Below are 20,368 nucleotides of genomic sequence, written 5' to 3'. Positions count from 1 at the left end.
TATCATTTATTTTCTATTCTACATAGCAGACATTAAGATCTCGCTAGATGAGGGCTTCATTTCATGAAAGCGGGATTTTTTTATGACAATATAGTGCAAGATAAATACAACTAATACCTATGAAAATAATAGCTGAAAGTAATAATGACATATGCCAAGGTACTAAAAAGGTACCGATAATCAGTGCACCGTGGCTGATTAACGTGGAGCCATTATAAGAAAAAGAGGAAAATGCGAGATAAGCCCCTCTTCTGTCCTCTGGAATTCGATTCGCTTGTTCCGTATAGTAAACTGGCGAATACATTAGTTCACCTAGGGTAGCAATAGCCCCAAGTATCAATAAATAATAAAATTCGTTACCGCTCATCATTAAACTATAACCAATGCCATAAATGAATAATCCACCGATTAAAGCTGTCTTATTATTTATCCGGTTGGTCATTTTGGAAACAAGAAAAGTTGTACATACCACAAGAAGTGTGTTTTCAAGGCTTAAAATACTGAACATTCTTACACCTTCAATGGTAAAGCCTAAAATTGTAATAGGTTCAAACGTGTCGGACAGTCGGACACTAATATAGCTCGATAGCATAGATTCTGCGGAAGAAACACACATTGCACCGATTATTAAGATAACAAAGTGTGAATCTTGAATCGCAATTTTATAGCTATTCCATAAATCCTTGAACATGTTCTTATGTACTGGGCCCTTTGTTTTTTGTCCATCATCTTTTAATAAGAAAATATAGCAAAATGCTAAACTCCAATTGATCAATGCTAATAGGATAAATAATGCAAATTGATGTTTTAAATAGAGAATTCCTCCAAGAATTGAGCCGATACTAAAGGACATATTGACCAGCCAATATTCCAATGCGTAAATATTTTTTCGATTTTCGGGTGTTGTGGAATCTAATACAATTGCCTCCATGGCGGGCATACCAAAATCACTTGAAAAAACGAAAAATAAATAGAAAACAGTGAAGAGAGTAATAGGTGTGTGAAGTGGTATTAAACAGAAAGTCATACCTGTTACCATGAAAGCGGCCGATCCGGCACTCATGATTAATACATGTTTACGTAACCATCGATCTGCAGCATATCCACCAAAGATATTTGCCAAAATACTGATCCCAACTGAAATCATTAATATCGTGCCAGCATAGATCTTCCCTTTTTCATGAGTAAAGAATAATGCCATAAAAGGGAGCACAGCATGCAAGGCTATACGATTGAAAAATGATGAAATCAGTCGGACTCTTAAATTTTGTGGGAGTTGAGTAAATGTCAAATAGTCACCTTCTTTGGCTATGCTAGAAGTAAATAGTATCATATAGTTATGAGAAATACAGGAAAAATGGAGTTCTTATGTTTCTGTATTATAAGGGATAAAAAGTATAGTTTGCTTAATGGTTTCACGACATTGGTAACTTGTGATTCTTTCTAAATTCCTGCACAATAGAATATGTGACAATTGAACGAGTTTTGTCAAAATAAGCTATATTTTCAGGTGTGTTGATGATAATAGTATTTTTGAAACTAAATTTGTAAAAGAAAGTCGTATGAAATTAGTAGATTTTCTTTTTTTAAATTATATGAATGAAAAAAGTTTGTTTAAAAAGATTCAGAAAAATTCTCTCACTTCGAGCGACAGCTAAGTGGAGAGAGTTAACATCTAATAGGATGGATCTATAGATAAGCTTTTTGTTGCAAGTAGGAGGGTATCTTTTATGCCGGAACCGGTGAAAAAAGATCACAGATACATAAGTGGCTTAGACGGTCTGAGGGCTGTATCGGTAATTGCAGTTATATTATATCATTTGCATGTTAGTGGAATGGTAGGAGGCTATTTAGGAGTTACCGTATTTTTTGTATTATCAGGTTATTTGATTACAGATTTGTTGATCAATGAATATGAAAAGTATGGAACCATTGATTTGAAAAATTTCTGGATACGGAGATTTAGAAGATTAATCCCTGCCTTATTCATTATGTTGATATTAATAGGCTTTTGGATTACGTTATTTCAACGATCATTTCTAACGGGACTGCGGTCAGAAATATTGGCTGCTGCTTGTTATGTTAGCAACTGGTTTTATGTTGTACAAGATCATTCTTATTTTACGAAGTTTTCAACGCCATCTCCTTTACAACATCTGTGGTCATTAGCAGTAGAGGAACAATTCTATATTATATGGCCTCTTATCCTTATTATTTCTTTCTATTTTGTCCGTCAAAAGGGAAAATTCGCATTGTGGATTCTTGGAGGAGCATTCCTGTCGGCTATCGTGATGGCCATTATGTTTACGCCTAATGAAGATCCAAGCCGTGTTTACTATGGTACAGATACGCGGGTGTTTTCTTTACTGATAGGAGCGGCATTGGCATTAGTATGGTCAAGTAAAAAGCTTAAAGCAAATGTCACGGATGAAGCAAAGCAATTATTGAATGGTGTTGGGGCAGTTAGTTTCTTCCTCCTTTTGCTGATGTTTGTTTTCATGCACGAGGAAGGACCGTTTTTATATTATGGTGGTATGTTTTTAGCCTCCATTGTGTCGGCTATCTTGATTGCAACGATTGTACATCCTGCAAGTCGTATAGGGGATGTGTTGAGTTTTAAGCCGCTATTATGGATCGGCGTACGATCATATGGCATATATATTTGGCATTTTCCAATAGTTGTATTACTGGGAGCAGGTATAGATGGAGTGGATGTTCCACTTTGGAAATCCTTTTTAATCATTGCCTTAACACTTTTGTTAGCTGAACTTTCTTGGCGATTTGTCGAAGACCCTGTTCGAAGAGGCGAATGGAGGATTTGGTTCCATAAGTTCCAAACTCACGAATGGTCCTGGAATTGGAAAGAATGGGCATTACCTTATCGAATTGGTTCTGCATTTGTGGGTTGTATTATTATAATTTTTGTGATGGGTATGGTGTTTACTCCTACTGAAAAGCAGTCCAGTAGTGGTGCACTAGAAGAACATCTGAAAGAAGAACAAAAAAAATTAGACACAGCAAAAGAAGTAGCATCGAGCACTAAATCAGAGAAGGTAGAAAAGGAAGATGTAACTAAAAAGGGTGAAGTTACGAAACAACAACAACCAAAAGCTACAGCTGAGGCGGCAACTAAACAGAAAAAAACACGACAAGAGATTGAAGCGATGAAAGTGCCTTCATCGATTAGTGTTACAGCAATTGGAGATTCTGTTATGTTGAGTGCGGCTACTGCTCTCAAGCAGCAAATACCACAAATCGTCGTAGATGCAAAAGTGGGGCGTCAAGTATATGAGGCAACTGCTACTGTCAACAAGTTAAAGCAAAAAGGCCAGCTAGGGAGAGTTGTCGTTCTAGGATTAGGATCTAATGGAGATTTCAGTGGAACACAACTGAATGATTTACTGAAAGCCATAGGGAATGACCGTCATATTTATCTTGTGAATACACGTGTCCCACGCAATTGGCAGAATAATGTCAATCGTAAAATAGCCATAGCAGTCAAGCATCATAAAAATGTGAAGCTTATCGATTGGTATAGTGTGACGGATGGGCAAGATGATTTATTCTATGACGATCATATTCATCCAGACAAAGAGGGCGGAGAATACTATACAGCTTTGATTAGTAGAGAGATTGTCAAAGGTGAAAAATAATTCGGAGATTTTATGAGAATTACCATTACAAAAAATAAGAATAGTACAGTAAAAATTTGATATTTGAAATTGAATAAACAGAGAACCATTCAAAAAAGCCTTTTATGGTTAAAAAGGGATATGATATAGGTGAAGACCATATATATCATATCCCTTAAATTTTGAGGTTGAAATCTCATAAAGCTAAGTTTCGACCTATCTATCAGCATGTTCAACTCATTTTGTCTGTAGAAAATGCTTTTCTGTAGTAAAATCAAATGTATATCAACTATATGATGAAATAGAATAGTCCATTCTACTTTAAAATTCACATATTTCTTATAAACGTTGTGACCAAAATCATGGCGTCTATTTTTATGAAAGATTATACTGAAAAATGTCAAAAAGCGCATGATGTCGCTAAATGAAGGAGTTGAGCAACTTGAAAACAGTTGTCGTTGTCGGTGGAGGTATTACGGGTCTTTGTACGATGCATTATTTACAAAAGCAAAAAAAAGAAAAAAATTTAGATATAAGGCTTGTATTAGTTGAAAAAAATGAATTTCTCGGCGGTAAAATACATTCAGAACATGATCAAGGTTTCATCATGGAAACAGGTGCCGACTCCATTGTTGCTCGCCACCAAAGTGTTATGCCGCTTGTTCAAGAATTAGGTTTAGAAAATGACCTAGTTTACAATGGAACAGGTATTTCATATATATATACAAATAATACTCTGCATGCTATTCCAGCCGATAGTGTGTTTGGTATTCCAACAAGCATTGAATCGCTTAACAGTAGTACACTTGTATCACCGCAAGGCAAAAAAGAGGCTTTAAAAGACCTAGAGCTGCCTAATGACCGTTTTACAAAAGATAGCTCCATTGGTGAATTTCTTGAATATTTTTTAGGCAAAGAATTAGTGGAAAAGCAAATTGCACCAGTATTATCTGGCGTGTACTCAGGTGATTTATACAAATTAACGATGGCTTCCACACTACCATATCTACTTGACTATAAGGAACAATATGGCAGCATTATCAAAGGCTTCGGTGCAAATCGCGAGCAGTTCCAAAAGTCAGCCAATAAAAAGTTCATCTCTTTTAAAAATGGTTTGTCACAATTGATTGATCGTTTAGAGGAAACGTTAACGGATGTAGAATTCATCAAAGGTGTTGCAACGACAAATATAGAAAAACAAGGTGAACAATATATCTGTTCATTTGATAAGCATGAAGATATTGTTGCGGATTTTGTTGTGTTATCCACACCACATGCCGTGACGAGTGAAATTTTGAAGGATAAAGCAATAGATCAAGATTTAAATACGATCCATAATGCGTCTATTATAGCCGTCTATGTTGGTTTTGATATACCGGATGAAAACCTACCGGCGGATGGTACAGGTTATATTGTTTCTGAAAATAATGATGTAAAATGTAATGCCTGTACGTGGACAAGTCGTAAATGGAAGCATACATCGGAATCAGGCAACTTGTTAATTCGTGTATTTTATAAAAGTGCTAACCCCTTATTTAAAGATTTAAAACATTTAAGCAAAGAAGAAATAACAGCGATCGTATTGGATGATATCAAGAAATCATTAAAATTAAATGGAAAGCCAACTGTTGTAAATATTACAAAGTGGAATGATTTAATGCCGATTTATGGCATGGAACATGCGGCAATGGTCAAATCTTTAAATGCTCAATTAGAAGAAAAATATCCTAATATCCTTTTAGCTGGCTGCTCATACTATGGCGTTGGTATTGGTAGCTGTATCCAAAATGGTCAAGATACAGCACAGAAAATCGCTAGCCAACTAGTATAGAAAATTTATCACAAAAATATTCATATATGACAAAGTTCAAATGAACCAAGAGGGGATTTTCCATTCTTGGTTTTTTGTTTGTCAAAATAGATGCGGGTATGTAAGATGAAAAGACAGAGAAGATGAAAGAGGTTCATAAGATGATCAGAAAATTATGGCTAGTGCTTGGGATCTTATTCCTTTTTATTGGATTCGTATTCATTTTTCAGAAACCAATAATGGGCTATCTAGTGGACAATATGTCTGAAGAAACCATTCAAAAGTCGAATATGAAAGAAATAGAAACATCACCTGATACAACATTTGATTTTAAAAAAGTGAAAAATATCAGTTTACAAGATGTCATCAATGCCCAAACAAAAAAGAAAGATGTTCATGCAATTGGAGCAATTAGTGTTCCAGATGTTCACCTACAGCTACCCATTGTTTATGGTATTTCGAATATCAATCTTACTATTGGCGCAGGAACGATGAAACGAGATCAAGTAATGGGACAGGGCAACTACGCTTTAGCTGGACATAACATGAATAATGGAAAAACTCTATTCAGCCCATTAACAAAAGCAAAAAAAGGTATGATGGTTTATATCACGGACTTTAAGAATATATATGAATATCAAATTTCAACGATGTTCATCGTTACACCTACACAAGTAGAAGTGATTGAAGATCAACAAGATGAAAAGTTGCTCACATTAGTGACATGTAATTATAATGGTGAAAAACGTATGATTATTAGAGGAAAACTGATTAATAAACAAGCATACACAGATGATACAAAATATTTCAAGATAAGCAAATGAGTTAAGTGTGCTGATGGAGGAAAAATGTGCAATTATAACTCTATTTTTCATATTGTCTTGACGAAAATAATATAAAGAGGTATGATTCTTTTAATTATTCTAACAATTAGATAACATTTCTTATCAAGAGAAGCTGAGGGACTGGCCCGAAGAAGCTTCAGCAACCAGCCAAATGGTCAGGTGCTAATTCCAGTGGAGTAATCCTGCAGATAAGAAGGGAATTAATAAATGACCATTCTAAAACCTTCTTATTTTGTAAGAAGGTTTTTTATTTTATTCTGCATAAATAGGTAGTAAGCTTTGCCACTCAGGGCTGCAAATAACAGCCGAGTATGTGGGGATTCTCTGCCTGTAAAATGCCTGATCCGTCAACAAATATTCATTGGGATAGAGATACATCTCCCATTGTGGAAAGTTGTGCTTTATAGTGACGGACTATTTAGAAAAAGAAAGGATGGACTATATGGGACTTTTAGAGAAACTTCAATCCCAAGTGTTAACTGCAGATGGTGCAATGGGGACATTATTATATTCGTATGGTATCGACTATTGTTATGAGGAATTAAATGTTACAAAGCCAGAAGTTATTGAAAATATCCATCAGCAATACATTGATGCAGGTGCAGATATTATTCAGACGAACACTTATACGGCGAATGGCATCAAATTAGAGCGTTATGGACTAGAAAATTCAGTGAAAGAGATTAACGAGGGTGCCATTCAAATTGCCAAAAGAGCAGCTTCAAAGGGTGGACAGTTTGTCTTAGGTACAATCGGTGGTATTCGAGGAATACGAAAAAGTGATGCAACTTTAGAAGAAATTATTCGATGTTTGGATGAACAAGCAGGTTATTTATTAGCGGGTAATCCAGATGGACTATTGCTCGAAACTTATTATGATTTTGATGAACTTGCAGCATCCGTTAAGCATTTACGTAAAATAACGGATATTCCTATCATTTCTCAAGTATCTATGCATGAACCAGGGATATTGCAAAACGGTTTGTCTTTAAACGACGCACTCCATCAATTAGAAGCGATTGGTGCAGATATCGTTGGAGTCAACTGTCGCCTTGGTCCCCACCATACCATTCAAGCGTTCGAAGATGTAGAGCTCCCTACAGAGGCTTTTCTTTCGGCTTATCCAAATGCAAGTTTACTGGATGTTGAAGATGGAAAAATTGTTTATGAGTCTGAGGCAGATTATTTCGGACGTTCTGCAGTTTTGCTAAGAGATCAAGGTGTACGCCTAATCGGCGGATGTTGTGGAACAACGCCTAAACATATAGCTGCCATGAAACATCGATTAGCAGATCTACCACCCATTTATCACAAGGTAGTCAAACATAAAGAAGTTATTCAAATTAAAGAGGCAGCAAAAGATCCCTATAAACCACTTCATGAAAAGGCCAAAAACGAACGTTCCATCATTGTAGAGCTCGATACACCTAAAAATTTAGAAATCGAGAAATTTATAAAGGGTTCAAAGGCTTTATACGAAGCTGGAGCAGATGCGATCACAATGGCGGATAACTCGCTTGCTTCACCGCGCATTAGCAATATAGCGATGGGCTCCATCTTAAAAATGAGCCATCATATTCGTCCGCTTGCTCATATTACTTGCCGTGACCGAAATTTAATTGGGTTGCAATCACATTTAATGGGGTTAAATGCTTTGGGGATTCATGATATTTTAGCTGTTACGGGAGATCCATCAAAAATTGGAGATTTTCCAGGTGCAACCAGTGTTTATGATGTATCAAGTATTGAACTTATTCAATTGATCAAACAATTAAACGAAGGTATTTCATTTTCAGGAAAGCCATTGCGGAAAAAAGCGAATTTTTCCATTGCTGCGGCATTCAATCCAAATGTTCGTGTCGTTGAGCGTGCAGTGGGTCGCTTGGAGAAAAAAATTGAAGCGGGGGCAGATTACTTCATCACACAGCCTGTTTATAGCAAGGAAAAAATAATCGAAGTATATGAAGCAACGAAGCATTTAGATACACCTATTTTCATTGGCATTATGCCCCTTACTAGTTTAAGAAACTCTGAATTCCTTCATCATGAGGTACCGGGCATCAAACTTTCAGAAAGTGTATTAGAACGTATGAGGGTAACAGGAGAAGATAAAGAAGCTGCAAAGGTAGAGGGAATCGCTATTGCAAAAGAGTTGATCGATACAGCGGCCGAATTGTTCAATGGTATTTATTTGATCACACCATTTATGCATTATGATATGTCAATTGAATTAATAAATTACATTCGCGAACTAGATTACAAGAGAGAGGAAGAAAGCAACTATGTCAAAGCATCTCATTGAGGAACGACTTAAAAATCATATTTTAGTATTAGATGGTGCTATGGGAACAATGTTGCAAAATGCAAATTTAACAGCAGCGGATTTTGGCGGAGAAGAGTATGAAGGCTGTAACGAATATTTGAACATCACACGCCCTGACGTTGTTGAATCGATTCACCGCGCATATCTTGAAGCAGGATCAGATGTTATTAGCACCAATACATTTGGTGGTACACCAGTTGTTTTAAACGAATATCATTTAGGAGACCGAGCAGAGGAAATCAATAAAAAAGCCGTTGAAATTGCGAAGAAGGCGGCAAATGAGTTTTCAACTCCAGAATGGCCACGTTTTGTTGCAGGCTCTATGGGGCCCACAACCAAAACATTGTCTGTAACAGGTGGCATTACCTTTGATGAGCTACAACATGATTTTTATATACAAGCAAAAGGGTTGATCGAAGGTGGAGCGGATGTTTTATTACTTGAAACAAGTCAAGATATGCTAAATGTAAAAGCTGGTACGCTTGGTATTAAGCAAGCTTTTGACGAGCTACATAAAACAATTCCTGTGATGATTTCGGGTACGATTGAGCCAATGGGGACAACGCTTGCTGGTCAGGGAATTGAAGCATTTTATATTTCCATTGAACATATTAAACCACTATCTGTTGGCTTGAACTGTGCGACGGGACCAGAATTTATGACGGACCATTTACGATCACTATCAGAGATTGCGGCAAGCTATATTAGTTGTTATCCGAACGCGGGATTACCTGATGAAGAAGGACATTATCATGAGACACCTGAAACTTTATCTAAAAAACTTGCTGGTTTTGCAGATAAAGGTTGGCTAAATTTAGTAGGCGGATGTTGTGGCACAACGCCTGCTCATATTCGAGCAATACGCGAAGTAGTAAAGGACCGTAAGCCACGCAAAAAGCCGGATCACGAACATGGTCATGTGGTTTCTGGTATTGACCCATTGATCTACGATGATTCTATGCGTCCATTATTTGTGGGTGAACGGACGAACGTCATTGGTTCTCGTAAATTTAAAAGGCTTATTGTGGAGGAAAAGTATGAAGAGGCCTCTGAAATTGCACGTGCGCAAGTAAAAAATGGTGCGCATGTTTTAGATATTTGTCTAGCGAATCCAGATCGTGATGAGTTGGAAGATATGAAAGAATTTATGAAAGAGGTTGTAAAAAAAGTAAAAGTGCCTTTTGTCATCGATTCAACCGATGAAAAGGTGATTGAAGAGGCCTTGAAATATTCACAAGGTAAAGCGATTATTAACTCGATTAACCTTGAAGATGGGGAAGAACGTTTCGAAAAAGTACTACCAATCGTTAAAAAATACGGTGCTTCTGTCGTAGTCGGAACTATTGATGAAAAAGGAATGGCAGTTGATCGTCATCGTAAGTTAGAAATCGCTGAACGTTCTTATGAATTATTGGTTCACAAATGGGGTATTTCACCAGAAGATATTATCTTTGATCCACTTGTTTTTCCAGTTGGAACAGGTGATCAACAATATATAGGATCAGCTATTGAGACCGTTGAAGGAATTCGTCTCATTAAAGAAAAATTGCCAAGAGCTTTGACCATACTTGGTGTAAGTAATGTTTCATTTGGATTGCCCCCAGTAGGACGTGAAGTATTAAATGCCGTTTATCTTTATAATTGTACACAAGCTGGTCTCGACTACGCGATTGTAAATACAGAAAAGATTGAGCGTTATGCTTCTATTCCTGAAAACGAAATCAAACTAGCGAATGATTTGTTATTTCATACAAATGATAAAACATTGGCTGTATTTACAGACTTTTATCGTGATAAAAAGAAAGAAAAAACAGAAGCAGACATTCCAAAAACTGTTCTAGAACGATTATCTTATTATATTGTTGAAGGAACAAAGGAAGGTCTCATCCCTGATCTACAAGCGGCCTTGGAAATGTATGATACACCGTTAGAGATTATTAATGGGCCGCTAATGGCTGGTATGGCTACGGTTGGTAAGCTTTTTAATGACAATCAATTGATTGTTGCGGAAGTACTACAATCTGCAGGGGTTATGAAAGCTGCGGTCTCATTCCTTGAAGATTTCATGGAAAAAAAGGAAGATGATACAGGAAAGGGAAAAGTAATTCTTGCAACTGTAAAAGGCGATGTCCATGATATTGGGAAAAACCTTGTGGATATTATTTTAAGTAATAATGGCTATAAAGTGATTGATTTAGGTATTAAGGTATCGCCTCAAGAACTTATAGAGGTCATTCGTACTGAAAAACCAGATATCGTTGGGCTATCAGGGTTACTTGTAAAATCTGCTCAGCAAATGGTTGTTACTGCACAAGATTTCAAAGAAGCGCAGATCAAGACACCTATTCTCGTGGGTGGTGCAGCATTATCTCGGAAATTTGCGGATACAAAGATTGCTAAAGAATACGATGGTCCTGTGTTATATGCTAAAGATGCTATGCAAGGGCTTGAAATAGCAAACCGCCTGCAAAGTGCTGATAAAGAAAATCTATTATCCGAGTTGCATGCAGCACAGGAAAAACGAATGGCACAAGAAGCAAAAAGAGGAGAAAGAACAGCGGTTGCTGTAGCACCAAAACCAACTAAAACAGTACGCACAGATGTGCCAGTTTTTGTGCCACAGGATTTAACAAGACATATATTAAGAGATTATTCTGTTGCTTATCTACAACCATATGTGAATATGAGAACATTGATTGGCCACCACCTTGGTTTGAAAGGCTTTAACGAATCGATGCTTGAAAAAGGTGATGAAAGAGCCACTGAGTTATATGAATTGGTGACAGGATACTTGAATTCAAATATTTTAAGTCCTTCAGGCATATATCAATTCTTCCCTGCACAATCAGATGGGGATGATGTTATTATTTATGACCCTGCGGATGCTAAAACGGAAATAGAACGTTTCACATTTCCTCGTCAGCAAAAGGCACCATTCTTATGTTTAGCCGATTTCTTGAAATCAGTGGATAGTGGAGAAATGGATTATGTAGGATTTATGCAGGTGACAGCGGGACATGGTGTTCGAGAAGCAGCTACACGTTTAAAAGAACAAGGAAAATTCTTAGAGAGCCATGCATTACAAGCAACAGCTTTGGAACTTGCAGAAGGCTTTGCTGAACGCCTTCACCAAGAAATGCGTGACTTCTGGGGATTCCCTGACGACACCGATTTTACGATGCGAGACCGATTTGCAGCAAAGTATCAAGGGCAACGTTTCTCATTTGGTTATCCAGCCTGTCCAAATTTGGAGGATCAAGAGAAATTATTTAAATTGATTAGACCAGAGGATATTGGTGTCCATTTGACAGAGGGTTATATGATGTCACCAGAAGCATCTGTTAGTGCTATTGTCTTTGCACATCCAGATGCACGATACTTTAATGTAGAATAAAGTGAAGCTTCCATCAGTGGGGGTTTTCTTCATCCCCCACTGAACTAGAAGAACGGAAGTGTAAAACGCCACGTCCTGTGGCAACACCTGAGTGACCAACATCTTGTTGGCACGAACCAATCGGACTTTTACGAGCAGACCTATCTTTCTTGTTTCTCTCTAAACCTTGAGGTGGGGGTCTTACTGCCCGTTAACGCAGGATAAAATAAGGCAAAAACATATTAGCAGGAGTAGTACAAACTGGGGTTTGTGCTACTCTTTTTTGATCTCGTTTTATGACAAGTTACTGCCATTTCCTCCGCATACTTGCTGTTGGGATTTTCAATTCCTCACGATATTTACTGACGGTTCTCCTAGCTATTCGTATCGCATATTCAGTATTTAAATACTCTGAGATTTTTTGATCTGAATAGGGTTGATGTTTGTTTTCCTTTTGAATAATTTGTTTTACTAATGTTTTCACTTTTTCTTGCGAAATTTGCTTCCCATCATTTGTTAAGACTTTAGATGTAAACAAAGCTTTCATTTCAAATGTTCCAGCAGGTGTTTGGACATATTTGTTCGATGTAGCTCGGCTGACAGTCGATTCATGCATCCCGATTTCATCAGCAACCTCCTTCAAAGTCAAAGGCACTAGGCTAGATAGTCCGTTTCTAAAGAAAGGTAGCTGTTTTTTGATTAGGACATGCATAATTTGAGTGATCGTATGTCGACGTTGTTCAATACTGCTTACTAGCCATCGATAGTTTTTGTAATGATTATGGATATAGTGTTTATCTTCAAGATTTGTAAATGAAGTATTTAAGTAGTACTCATTTAGATGAATCTTTGGAAGATAATGCTCATTTAAATAAAAAATAAGTTCATCTTCTTGGTTTTCCACAATAATATCAGGATGTACATATTCAGTGGTTTCGGAATTTGATAGGATGCATGGTCTTGGATTGAGCCTTTGAATGAGATCATTATATTTTTGGATCTGTGCGACTGAACAGTTCATCTTTCTAGCAATAATTTTCCACTTGTTTTCGGCAAGGAGCGGTAAATAATGGCCGATGAGTTCTTTCAGCATAGGATATTCAGGATCATGGCTGTTGATCTGCAATAGCAGACATTCTGCAATGCTCCGTGCCCCGATTCCTGCTGGGCAAATTTGTTGAAGAAGTTTGATACCTTTAGTGAGTTGCTCCGTCGAGTAAGGTGATTCTATCCCATCTATTTCTAAATAGCCCTTGTAATCTAAATGACTAATAATATATTCTAATAATTTTTTGATCTCATTTTCTTTAAACGATAAATGTACCAGTTGTATCAATTGATCTCTAAAATTTATAGTAGTAGCTTGAAATAATGGTGCTGAATTTCTTGCGGATTGAAAAGAAGGTAGCTTTTCAATTTGTGCCCATCTATCAGACTCTTGAAGCTCAATTAATGGATTTTCTAATTCTTGTTGGCGGATCAATTGTTCTAGATCATTTGTTGAATATTGGAGTAATTCAATAGATTGTCTAAGCTGAGATGTCATTAACAATTTAAGTTCTTGTCGTTGTTGAAGAATAAGGTCCATACAATATCCTCCTTCATGAATCCTCTATCCTTTTGAAACACATAAATGGATTCTTGCCAATCTAATTTTCATAGTGCAGTGCATTTTTCGTAGGAATAATCATCTCTGTCTTTTCGTTAAAAAACAGTAAAAGAATTTCTTTGTATGTTTTTACCATAATCATTGCAGATAAGAATAGGGTGGAGATTTCCGCCACAGAAAATGTTTTTCGTGAGCACAGAGCTCCTGCAGGTTGAAAAATCGCCACCTATGACAGTCCCTATATATTCCATTATTATACTTTAAGCATTGCCTAAAAGAAATGCTAGAGGGTCTTGGCTTGAACGATGCTTTATTATTTAATGTATGAATGAGCCGCTTTTATTTTTCCATAATTAGTAGAAGTTTGAAATCGCTTTTTATGATGAAATTCTTAGGCGTTGAACTTTCTACTATGTGGGTTTCACATTGTTTCATCATTCATGTTGAGGTGATGGATCTGCTTTTGTCATTTGCTGAGAATCCATTATTACCTGTTTTTAATATTGGGTAATATGATAGTTGTCATATGATCATCATGACATCTATCTCTATTGGAAAGATAAAAAGGAAATTATGATAAGCGTAGCTATAAAAAGGCTAGGAGGGTTTTTTTGACAAATCACGAAAAAACAAAACAGTTGAAAAAAGCGGTTATGACATATGCAACTTCTGATACGAGAAAAAGTATCATGCAAATAATTAATACAATATTGCCAATGCTTCTATTGTGGGTCGCTGCTTATTGGATCATCCCTTATACAGTACTAGGTGCTATTGGACTTAGTATATTAGCAGCGGGCTTTGTAGTACGTACATTTATCATTTTCCATGATTGTACACATGGATCTTTCTTTAAAAATAAAAGAGCCAATAATATTGTCGGATTTTTAACGGGCGTTCTGACATTCTTTTCATACGAAAAATGGAAGAGAGAGCATATGATTCATCATGCAACAAGCTCCAATTTAGATAAACGAGGTATAGGCGATATTTGGGTGATGACGGTTGATGAATATATAAATGCTTCTAAGTGGAAACGCTTTTATTATAGGATTTATCGTAATCCATTCGTAATGTTCGGATTGGGCCCATTATATTTAGTATTAGTTTCAAACAGACTTAATCGCAAAGATGCGAGAAAGAAAGAACGTTTGAACACTTATTTATCTAACATCATTATCGTGGCGATTATTTCAGGAGTAATTTTATTAACCAATATTCAGTCGTTTTTAATCATCCACGGTACGACAATGTTTGTTGCCGGATCACTCGGCATTTGGCTATTCTTTATCCAGCATACATTTGAGGATTCTTATTTTGAAAATGAGTCAGAATGGGATTATGTAAAAGCGGCTGTTGAGGGAAGTTCTTACTATAAGTTACCATTTATTCTCCAATGGATAACGGGTAGTATTGGCTTTCATCATGTGCATCATTTGGCACCAAGGATTCCTAATTATAAGCTAGAAGAAGCGCACGAACAAACACCTCCATTACAACGTGCAACAACGATTACACTTAAGACAAGTTTGCAATCATTACGATACAAATTGTATGATGCACCACGTAAACATTTTGTTGCGTTTGAAGATGTGAAGAGGCTTAAGACAACATATGATTACAAAATAAAATCATCTTTAAAATCAATGAAAAAGTCTATTAACCCTGCAAACAAAGTTTAATAAGTCGTATGTAAAGGATAAATTGATTTATAATATGATGGAAAGAGACGTGCATTACTAAGAATTTTAGTGTGTACGTTTTTTTAATCCTGCATTAACGGACAGTATGCCCCACTTCAAGAATCCAATTTTCATGAGCGATTGATTCCCAATCTGTATATGAAAAAGTTTAAGAGGATAGGAGGGGGATCACTATAAAATCCAGCTTGGTTTAACTCATACCCAGTAGAATGAGAAAGCTTTGGGTGAGATTTCATTTAAGTTCGATCTCATGTTATCCAAGCGTTGAATGATCACCTCAGTTCTTCACATTTGTTATAATAAATGTAACTAGAGTCGGATAAGTTCTGCAAAGGAAGTGGACAAGATGATTAAGATCGTAATTGCTGAAGATCAAGGAATGCTTCTAGGCGCTTTGCAATCATTGATCAATATGGAAGAGGATATGGAGGTTGTTGGCGTAGGGCATAATGGCGTGGATGCATTAAAACTTGTCGATCAATATCAACCAGATATCGTTATCATGGATATTGAAATGCCTGAAAAAACAGGTTTGGACGCTGCAGAAGAATTGAAAGAAAAAGATGTAAAGGTCATTATTTTAACGACATTTGCTAGACCGGGCTACTTTGAAAGAGCTAGAAAAGCGGGAGTCAGAGGCTATTTGTTAAAAGATAGTCCTATCGAAGAATTAGTAAATGCTATTCGAGTCATCATGGATGGTCGTAGAATCTATGCTCCTGAGTTGATCGATATTGTATACGAAGAGGAAACAGAAAATCCATTAACAGATCGTGAAAGTGAAGTATTGGGACTTGTAGCAAAAGGAAGAACTACGAAAGAAATTGCCAATGAATTATACCTATCACCCGGAACCGTTCGTAATTATATCTCGGTCATTTTAGATAAACTAGAAGTGAGCAATCGTATTGAAGCCATTGCAAGATTTAAAGAAAAAGGTTGGAATAAATAAAGATAGAATCTGATTAAGATCTATGAGTGCCATGTATCCCCTTTGTCTTGCATGATGAATTGCTATTTTAGATGGTCGTCAACTTATCTTCATAGAAAAATAGTATGCTAGCATTATTCTACTAGCATACTATTTCACTTTAAAAAATTGCTTTTATCCCACTTTAATGGGCAGTAAGACCCCCATCTCAAGATTTAGAGAGAAACGAGAAAGATAATGGGGAATCAACTGCCCGTAAAACTCCCATTGGTTTGGGCCAACAAGATGTTAGTCACTCAGGTGTTGCCACAGGACGTGGCGCTTTACACTTCCGTTCTTCTAGCTCAGTGGGGGATGAAGAAAACCCTCACTGATGGAAGCTTCACTTTATTTTTTTCGCTTTGTTAGGCGACCTATTGTAAAACCAGCGGCTGCGACACCAATGAGGGCATTTGTACGCTTATTGAATATTTGTTTTACAACAAGCTCGATATTTTGTGGGCGTTCCGCTAAGCGACGCATAAAGTAACCATACCAGTCTTGTCCAAATGGTACATATGTGCAGAAATTATAGCCTTCTTTTGCCAGTTCAATCTGCATATCACGACGAAAACCGTATAGCATTTGAAATTCATATTTTTCTTTTGGAATCTGATGATCGGCGATAAATTTTTTAATATGGTTGATGATGTTGTGATCATGTGTTGCGATGGAAGTAAATTTCCCATTCAATAAATGGTACTCTACTAAGTCTATGTAATTGCGGTCGATTTCCTCTTTCGTTTGATAAGCGATGTCGCTAGGTTCTTTATATGCGCCTTTCACGATACGTAAACGGTAGTTTTTGTATTTTTCGATATCTTCTTTTGCACGGAAAAAATAAGCTTGAATTACCGTACCGACATTTTGGTAATCCTGAGATAATTCTTCAAGTAGATCAAATGAAGGTTGTAAACGATCATAGTTTTCCATATCAAAATTGACGAAAATATGATATTGATCTGCTAAGGCTATTATTTCCTTCAAATTTTCATAGCAAAAGTCATAGTCAATATCTAAACCTAATTGAGAAGGCTTTACAGAAATATGTGCATTCACACCATTTTGATGGATCGCTTCAATCAAATCTAAAATTTGTTCCTTTGCTACAGTCGCCTCAGATTTATCATGAACAAATTCCCCCAAATTGTCCACTGTACATGAGATGCCATGAGAATTTAATTCCTTAATACTTTCGATGACTTCTGGAATATTCGTTCCAGCAACAACGCTAGCTGCTCCCATTTTCAGTCCATACTTTTTAGCATTGTTATTTAAAAATTGATTTTCGGATAAAGCGATAAAGAAATCTTTAAGTGACATATGCTATTTCCCCTTTGTTATGAAGTTGTATTTTTAACGATTATATCATAATTGTTAGAAAAAACATTCTTTTTAAATATTTCTGAATAAATCTATCGCGCGTGTTGATTTTACAAAAATTAGGGATGTTTGTTTGGCGTAATTTTGGATAATCAACACACCAATAAATCTATGTTATTTTTAAAATGCGAACGTTTAAAGTATAATGATAGCTTATTATTCAGATTTGTATGTTTCGCTCCAGTACGAACATTAATAAGCTGGAAGTAAATGAAAATATTGAATAGATTAAAATTGGAATATAGGATATTGAGTGTTAAAGTAAAATGGAAATTCAGATAGCATGTATACCATAGGCTTATTTGTGTTGAATTTTGTCGCTTTTATGAAAATAAGTTGCATTCGGTATTTAAAATCTGTAAGTTAGTACGTAGGTACAAAATTAATATTATGACGCAAAAAACGTTTTCCCAACATGGAAGGGAAAACGTTTTTTTGCATATTCGAACAGCTTCGTAAAATACTCATTCAATACTAAAACTACATGATAATATTTAGATTACTAATTTCTCAAACAAAAGGTTTTCTGATTTTCAAGTCTAATCTAACCATTTAAGTGCTAAAATTTATCTTTTAACATTTGCATGCGGTCATTAAAAAGAGTCGGATACGATAAAAATCCTAGTATACTGCTGGAAATAGCTGCAGAGGTCAGCAGTACGAATAAGATCATTAATTGAAACTGGACAGCTTGAACGGGACTAGCGCCAGCAATGATTTGACCACTCATCATCCCTGGTAATTGCACTAAACCAATGGTCTTTTGACTTTCAATGGTCGGAATCATACTGGCTTTGATCGCTGTGATCAATTGCCGATGTATAGCTTGTTTTGGTGTACCACCAAGTGACAAAATAAGCTCTACTTCATCTCTATGAGACTCTAATTCACCTTGAAAACGATTCAAAAATAGAATGGATAATATCATAGAGTTTCCGATAGCCATCCCGCTAATAGGGATAATATATTGCGCGGTAGCAGGGACAACATGAAATCCTAGTAAAATAGATTGCACGATGACTTCAACGACTATCACTGTAATAGCCACTTTCCATGTGATCCCTTTAATATTCTTTCCCTTTTTTCGAGCATTGAAAGTAGCCGTTATAATCATTAGTGCGATCATTAGAAGGACATATACCATACTGTCTGATTCAAAAACAAACTTTAAAATATAACCAATGGCAAGTAATTGAATAATGGAGCGAATTGTTGCGATCAATGTATCTTTTTCTAATCCAAGATGCAGCGTTTTGGACAGAATAAGTGGTATCAGCACAAACAGTAAGGTTAAAGAAAGTGTGGTGTAGCTCATTCTAAACACCCCTCTACAAATTGTTGGACAACGTCTTTGGTTGGATGATTCAATAACGTACTTTTTCCGGTTTCAACTACACGGCCATTCATCATTACCCATGTATAGTGGCCTATTTTAATGGCTTGCTCTAAATTATGGGTAATCCAAATAATCGTGACATTGTATTTTTGATTGATGTTGACAATAAGCTCTTCAACTTCTTTTACAGAAGTTCGGTCAAGGGCGGAAGTAATTTCATCTAATAGCAGAATATCTGATCTATTGACAAGTGTCCTCGCAATTGAAACTCGTTGACGTTGCCCACCAGATAATTCAGTCACATTTTGTTCAAGAAAGGATGGATCTAATCCAACATCTCCTAAAAAAGAAATAGCCTCTTCCCGTGATAATGACATTCCTTGTAATGTTTTAGGTAAAGATAAATTGGTATAAACTGTACCCTTTATCATAGGTGCAGACTGTAATGCGATACCTACATGGCGACGTAACGCTACGGGATTTATAGAGTTGATGGGTTTATTATGAATGAAAATTTCTCCTGAAGTGGGGGAGATCAAGCCATTACATAGTTTAAGTAATGTTGTTTTACCAGCTCCTGAAGGGCCTACGAGCGTCGTAATATTTCCTGTTGGAAAAGAGCCCGTAACCTGTTGTAAAATTCTTTGCTCCCCCACTTCAAAGCAAACATTATGAAAATGAATAGCAGGTTGATAGATTGTATTCATATACACACTCCTGTAAATGAAATCTCTTCATTAACTGTATAATAAATTAAAATTATATACTAGAAAGATGAATCTATTTCACAAGTATTCTATAATATTGTAAAAAATAATGTTGAATCGTGGAGGGGCAATCATGGAAACAATCTATTGGACTTCATTCGATCAAAAAGAATGGGAAATATTTATAGCAGCCTCTGAAAAAGGAATAGGCTATGTAGGAATATCGATGGAAGATGTGCAAGCTTGGTGTCAGAAGTATTATAAGGATTTTGTATTAATAGAAAACCAAGAGAAAATGGGTGAATACCAACAACAATACGAAGAATATTTTGCTGGTGAAAGGTCTATTTTTGATTTTCCATTGGATTTGCAAGGAACTCCATTTCAAAAACAAGTGTGGCAGGCATTGCTTCAAATTCCTTATGGTAAAACCACTTGCTATTCAGAAATAGCGAATAGTATTGATCGTCCAAAAGCCGTAAGAGCCGTTGGTGGAGCAATTGGTGCAAATCCAGTATTAATCGCTGTTCCATGCCATCGTATCATCGGTAAAAATGGAAAATTGACAGGCTTTAGTGCGGGTATCCCATTAAAAAAAGTATTATTAGAAATAGAAAGTGTACCTTATAAAGAATAGCAGGCTTGTCATAAGTAAAATGTGAGATAATGAGATGACA

Annotated in this window: 13 protein-coding genes and 1 riboswitch; of the genes, 8 read left to right on the top strand and 5 right to left on the bottom strand. The window is 36.3% G+C overall.

The window, feature by feature from the left end; all coding sequences use genetic code 11:
- Window positions 1-61 precede the first annotated feature (61 nt).
- Entirely contained in the window at window positions 62-1,291 is a 1,230-nt protein-coding gene (locus FEU33_RS17905; RefSeq protein WP_244951074.1) for an MFS transporter, read from the bottom strand.
- Window positions 1,292-1,730: 439 nt separating this feature from the next.
- Here FEU33_RS17905 and FEU33_RS17900 point away from each other — a divergent pair, with 439 nt between their 5' ends.
- The 5 genes from FEU33_RS17900 to metH all read left to right on the top strand — a co-directional run bounded on the left by FEU33_RS17900 (window position 1,731) and on the right by metH (window position 12,004).
- Window positions 1,731-3,653 (top strand): acyltransferase family protein, encoded by a 1,923-nt coding sequence (locus tag FEU33_RS17900; protein WP_146550843.1) that lies wholly within the window; start codon window positions 1,731-1,733, stop codon window positions 3,651-3,653.
- 421 nt (window positions 3,654-4,074) lie between these two features.
- On the top strand, window positions 4,075-5,463 hold the full coding sequence (locus FEU33_RS17895) for a protoporphyrinogen oxidase (RefSeq protein ID WP_146550842.1): 1,389 nt from the start codon (window positions 4,075-4,077) through the stop codon (window positions 5,461-5,463).
- Between the two features lie 140 nt (window positions 5,464-5,603).
- Complete coding sequence (locus FEU33_RS17890) at window positions 5,604-6,266, top strand: class A sortase (protein ID WP_186731478.1); 663 nt, start codon at window positions 5,604-5,606, stop codon at window positions 6,264-6,266.
- Between the two features lie 117 nt (window positions 6,267-6,383).
- Window positions 6,384-6,482: riboswitch (SAM riboswitch) on the top strand.
- A gap of 247 nt (window positions 6,483-6,729) precedes the next feature.
- Complete coding sequence (locus tag FEU33_RS17885; RefSeq protein ID WP_146550840.1) at window positions 6,730-8,589, top strand: bifunctional homocysteine S-methyltransferase/methylenetetrahydrofolate reductase; 1,860 nt, start codon at window positions 6,730-6,732, stop codon at window positions 8,587-8,589.
- Window positions 8,570-12,004: a methionine synthase gene (gene metH, locus FEU33_RS17880; protein ID WP_146550839.1), complete on the top strand. Its 3,435-nt coding sequence runs from the start codon at window positions 8,570-8,572 to the stop codon at window positions 12,002-12,004. The genes FEU33_RS17885 and metH overlap by 20 nt, the downstream gene beginning before the upstream one ends.
- Window positions 12,005-12,287: 283 nt before the next feature.
- Here metH and rpoN read toward each other — a convergent pair whose 3' ends face one another.
- Window positions 12,288-13,571, bottom strand: a complete 1,284-nt coding sequence (rpoN, locus tag FEU33_RS17875; protein WP_146550838.1) for an RNA polymerase factor sigma-54 — start codon at window positions 13,569-13,571, stop codon at window positions 12,288-12,290.
- A 632-nt stretch (window positions 13,572-14,203) separates the two neighbouring features.
- Here rpoN and desA point away from each other — a divergent pair.
- Entirely contained in the window at window positions 14,204-15,274 is a 1,071-nt protein-coding gene (gene desA / locus FEU33_RS17870; RefSeq protein ID WP_483407242.1) for a Delta(5) desaturase DesA, read from the top strand.
- A gap of 367 nt (window positions 15,275-15,641) precedes the next feature.
- On the top strand, window positions 15,642-16,247 hold the full coding sequence (locus FEU33_RS17865) for a response regulator transcription factor (RefSeq protein WP_146550837.1): 606 nt from the start codon (window positions 15,642-15,644) through the stop codon (window positions 16,245-16,247).
- A 366-nt stretch (window positions 16,248-16,613) separates the two neighbouring features.
- Here FEU33_RS17865 and FEU33_RS17860 read toward each other — a convergent pair whose 3' ends face one another.
- The 3 genes from FEU33_RS17860 to FEU33_RS17850 all read right to left on the bottom strand — a co-directional run bounded on the left by FEU33_RS17860 (window position 16,614) and on the right by FEU33_RS17850 (window position 19,691).
- Window positions 16,614-17,588 carry a proline dehydrogenase family protein gene (locus FEU33_RS17860; protein ID WP_146550836.1) on the bottom strand — a complete coding sequence of 325 codons (975 nt, stop codon included), beginning with the start codon at window positions 17,586-17,588 and terminating at the stop codon, window positions 16,614-16,616.
- Between the two features lie 619 nt (window positions 17,589-18,207).
- Window positions 18,208-18,963 carry an ABC transporter permease gene (locus FEU33_RS17855; protein ID WP_146550835.1) on the bottom strand — a complete coding sequence of 252 codons (756 nt, stop codon included), beginning with the start codon at window positions 18,961-18,963 and terminating at the stop codon, window positions 18,208-18,210.
- Window positions 18,960-19,691, bottom strand: coding sequence for an ABC transporter ATP-binding protein (locus tag FEU33_RS17850; RefSeq protein WP_146550834.1), 732 nt, complete (start codon window positions 19,689-19,691; stop codon window positions 18,960-18,962). The genes FEU33_RS17855 and FEU33_RS17850 overlap by 4 nt, the downstream gene beginning before the upstream one ends.
- 133 nt (window positions 19,692-19,824) lie before the next feature.
- On the opposite strand from FEU33_RS17850, the gene FEU33_RS17845 reads away from it, so the two are divergent.
- A complete protein-coding gene (locus FEU33_RS17845) occupies window positions 19,825-20,328 on the top strand; it encodes a methylated-DNA--[protein]-cysteine S-methyltransferase (protein ID WP_208221757.1) in 504 nt (167 codons plus the stop codon).
- Window positions 20,329-20,368 lie beyond the last annotated feature (40 nt).

It is taken from the genome of Rummeliibacillus suwonensis (genome assembly GCF_007896435.1).
In the GTDB taxonomy this organism is placed as follows: domain Bacteria; phylum Bacillota; class Bacilli; order Bacillales_A; family Planococcaceae; genus Rummeliibacillus; species Rummeliibacillus suwonensis.
The sequence above is the reverse complement of the archived record's forward strand: the minus strand, read 5'-3'. Positions and strand labels throughout refer to the sequence as shown.

What these genes read in the sequence shown, in the direction of transcription:
- FEU33_RS17900 (WP_146550843.1), top strand. Translation starts at nt 1,731, where the DNA reads ATGCCGGAACCGGTGAAAAAAGATCACAGATACATAAGTGGCTTAGAC.
- FEU33_RS17890 (WP_186731478.1), top strand. Translation starts at nt 5,604, where the DNA reads ATGATCAGAAAATTATGGCTAGTGCTTGGGATCTTATTCCTTTTTATT.
- FEU33_RS17885 (WP_146550840.1), top strand. Translation starts at nt 6,730, where the DNA reads ATGGGACTTTTAGAGAAACTTCAATCCCAAGTGTTAACTGCAGATGGT.
- metH (WP_146550839.1), top strand. Translation starts at nt 8,570, where the DNA reads ATGTCAAAGCATCTCATTGAGGAACGACTTAAAAATCATATTTTAGTA.
- rpoN (WP_146550838.1), bottom strand. Translation starts at nt 13,571, where the DNA reads ATGGACCTTATTCTTCAACAACGACAAGAACTTAAATTGTTAATGACA.
- FEU33_RS17865 (WP_146550837.1), top strand. Translation starts at nt 15,642, where the DNA reads ATGATTAAGATCGTAATTGCTGAAGATCAAGGAATGCTTCTAGGCGCT.
- FEU33_RS17860 (WP_146550836.1), bottom strand. Translation starts at nt 17,588, where the DNA reads ATGTCACTTAAAGATTTCTTTATCGCTTTATCCGAAAATCAATTTTTA.
- FEU33_RS17855 (WP_146550835.1), bottom strand. Translation starts at nt 18,963, where the DNA reads ATGAGCTACACCACACTTTCTTTAACCTTACTGTTTGTGCTGATACCA.
- FEU33_RS17850 (WP_146550834.1), bottom strand. Translation starts at nt 19,691, where the DNA reads ATGAATACAATCTATCAACCTGCTATTCATTTTCATAATGTTTGCTTT.
- FEU33_RS17845 (WP_208221757.1), top strand. Translation starts at nt 19,825, where the DNA reads ATGGAAACAATCTATTGGACTTCATTCGATCAAAAAGAATGGGAAATA.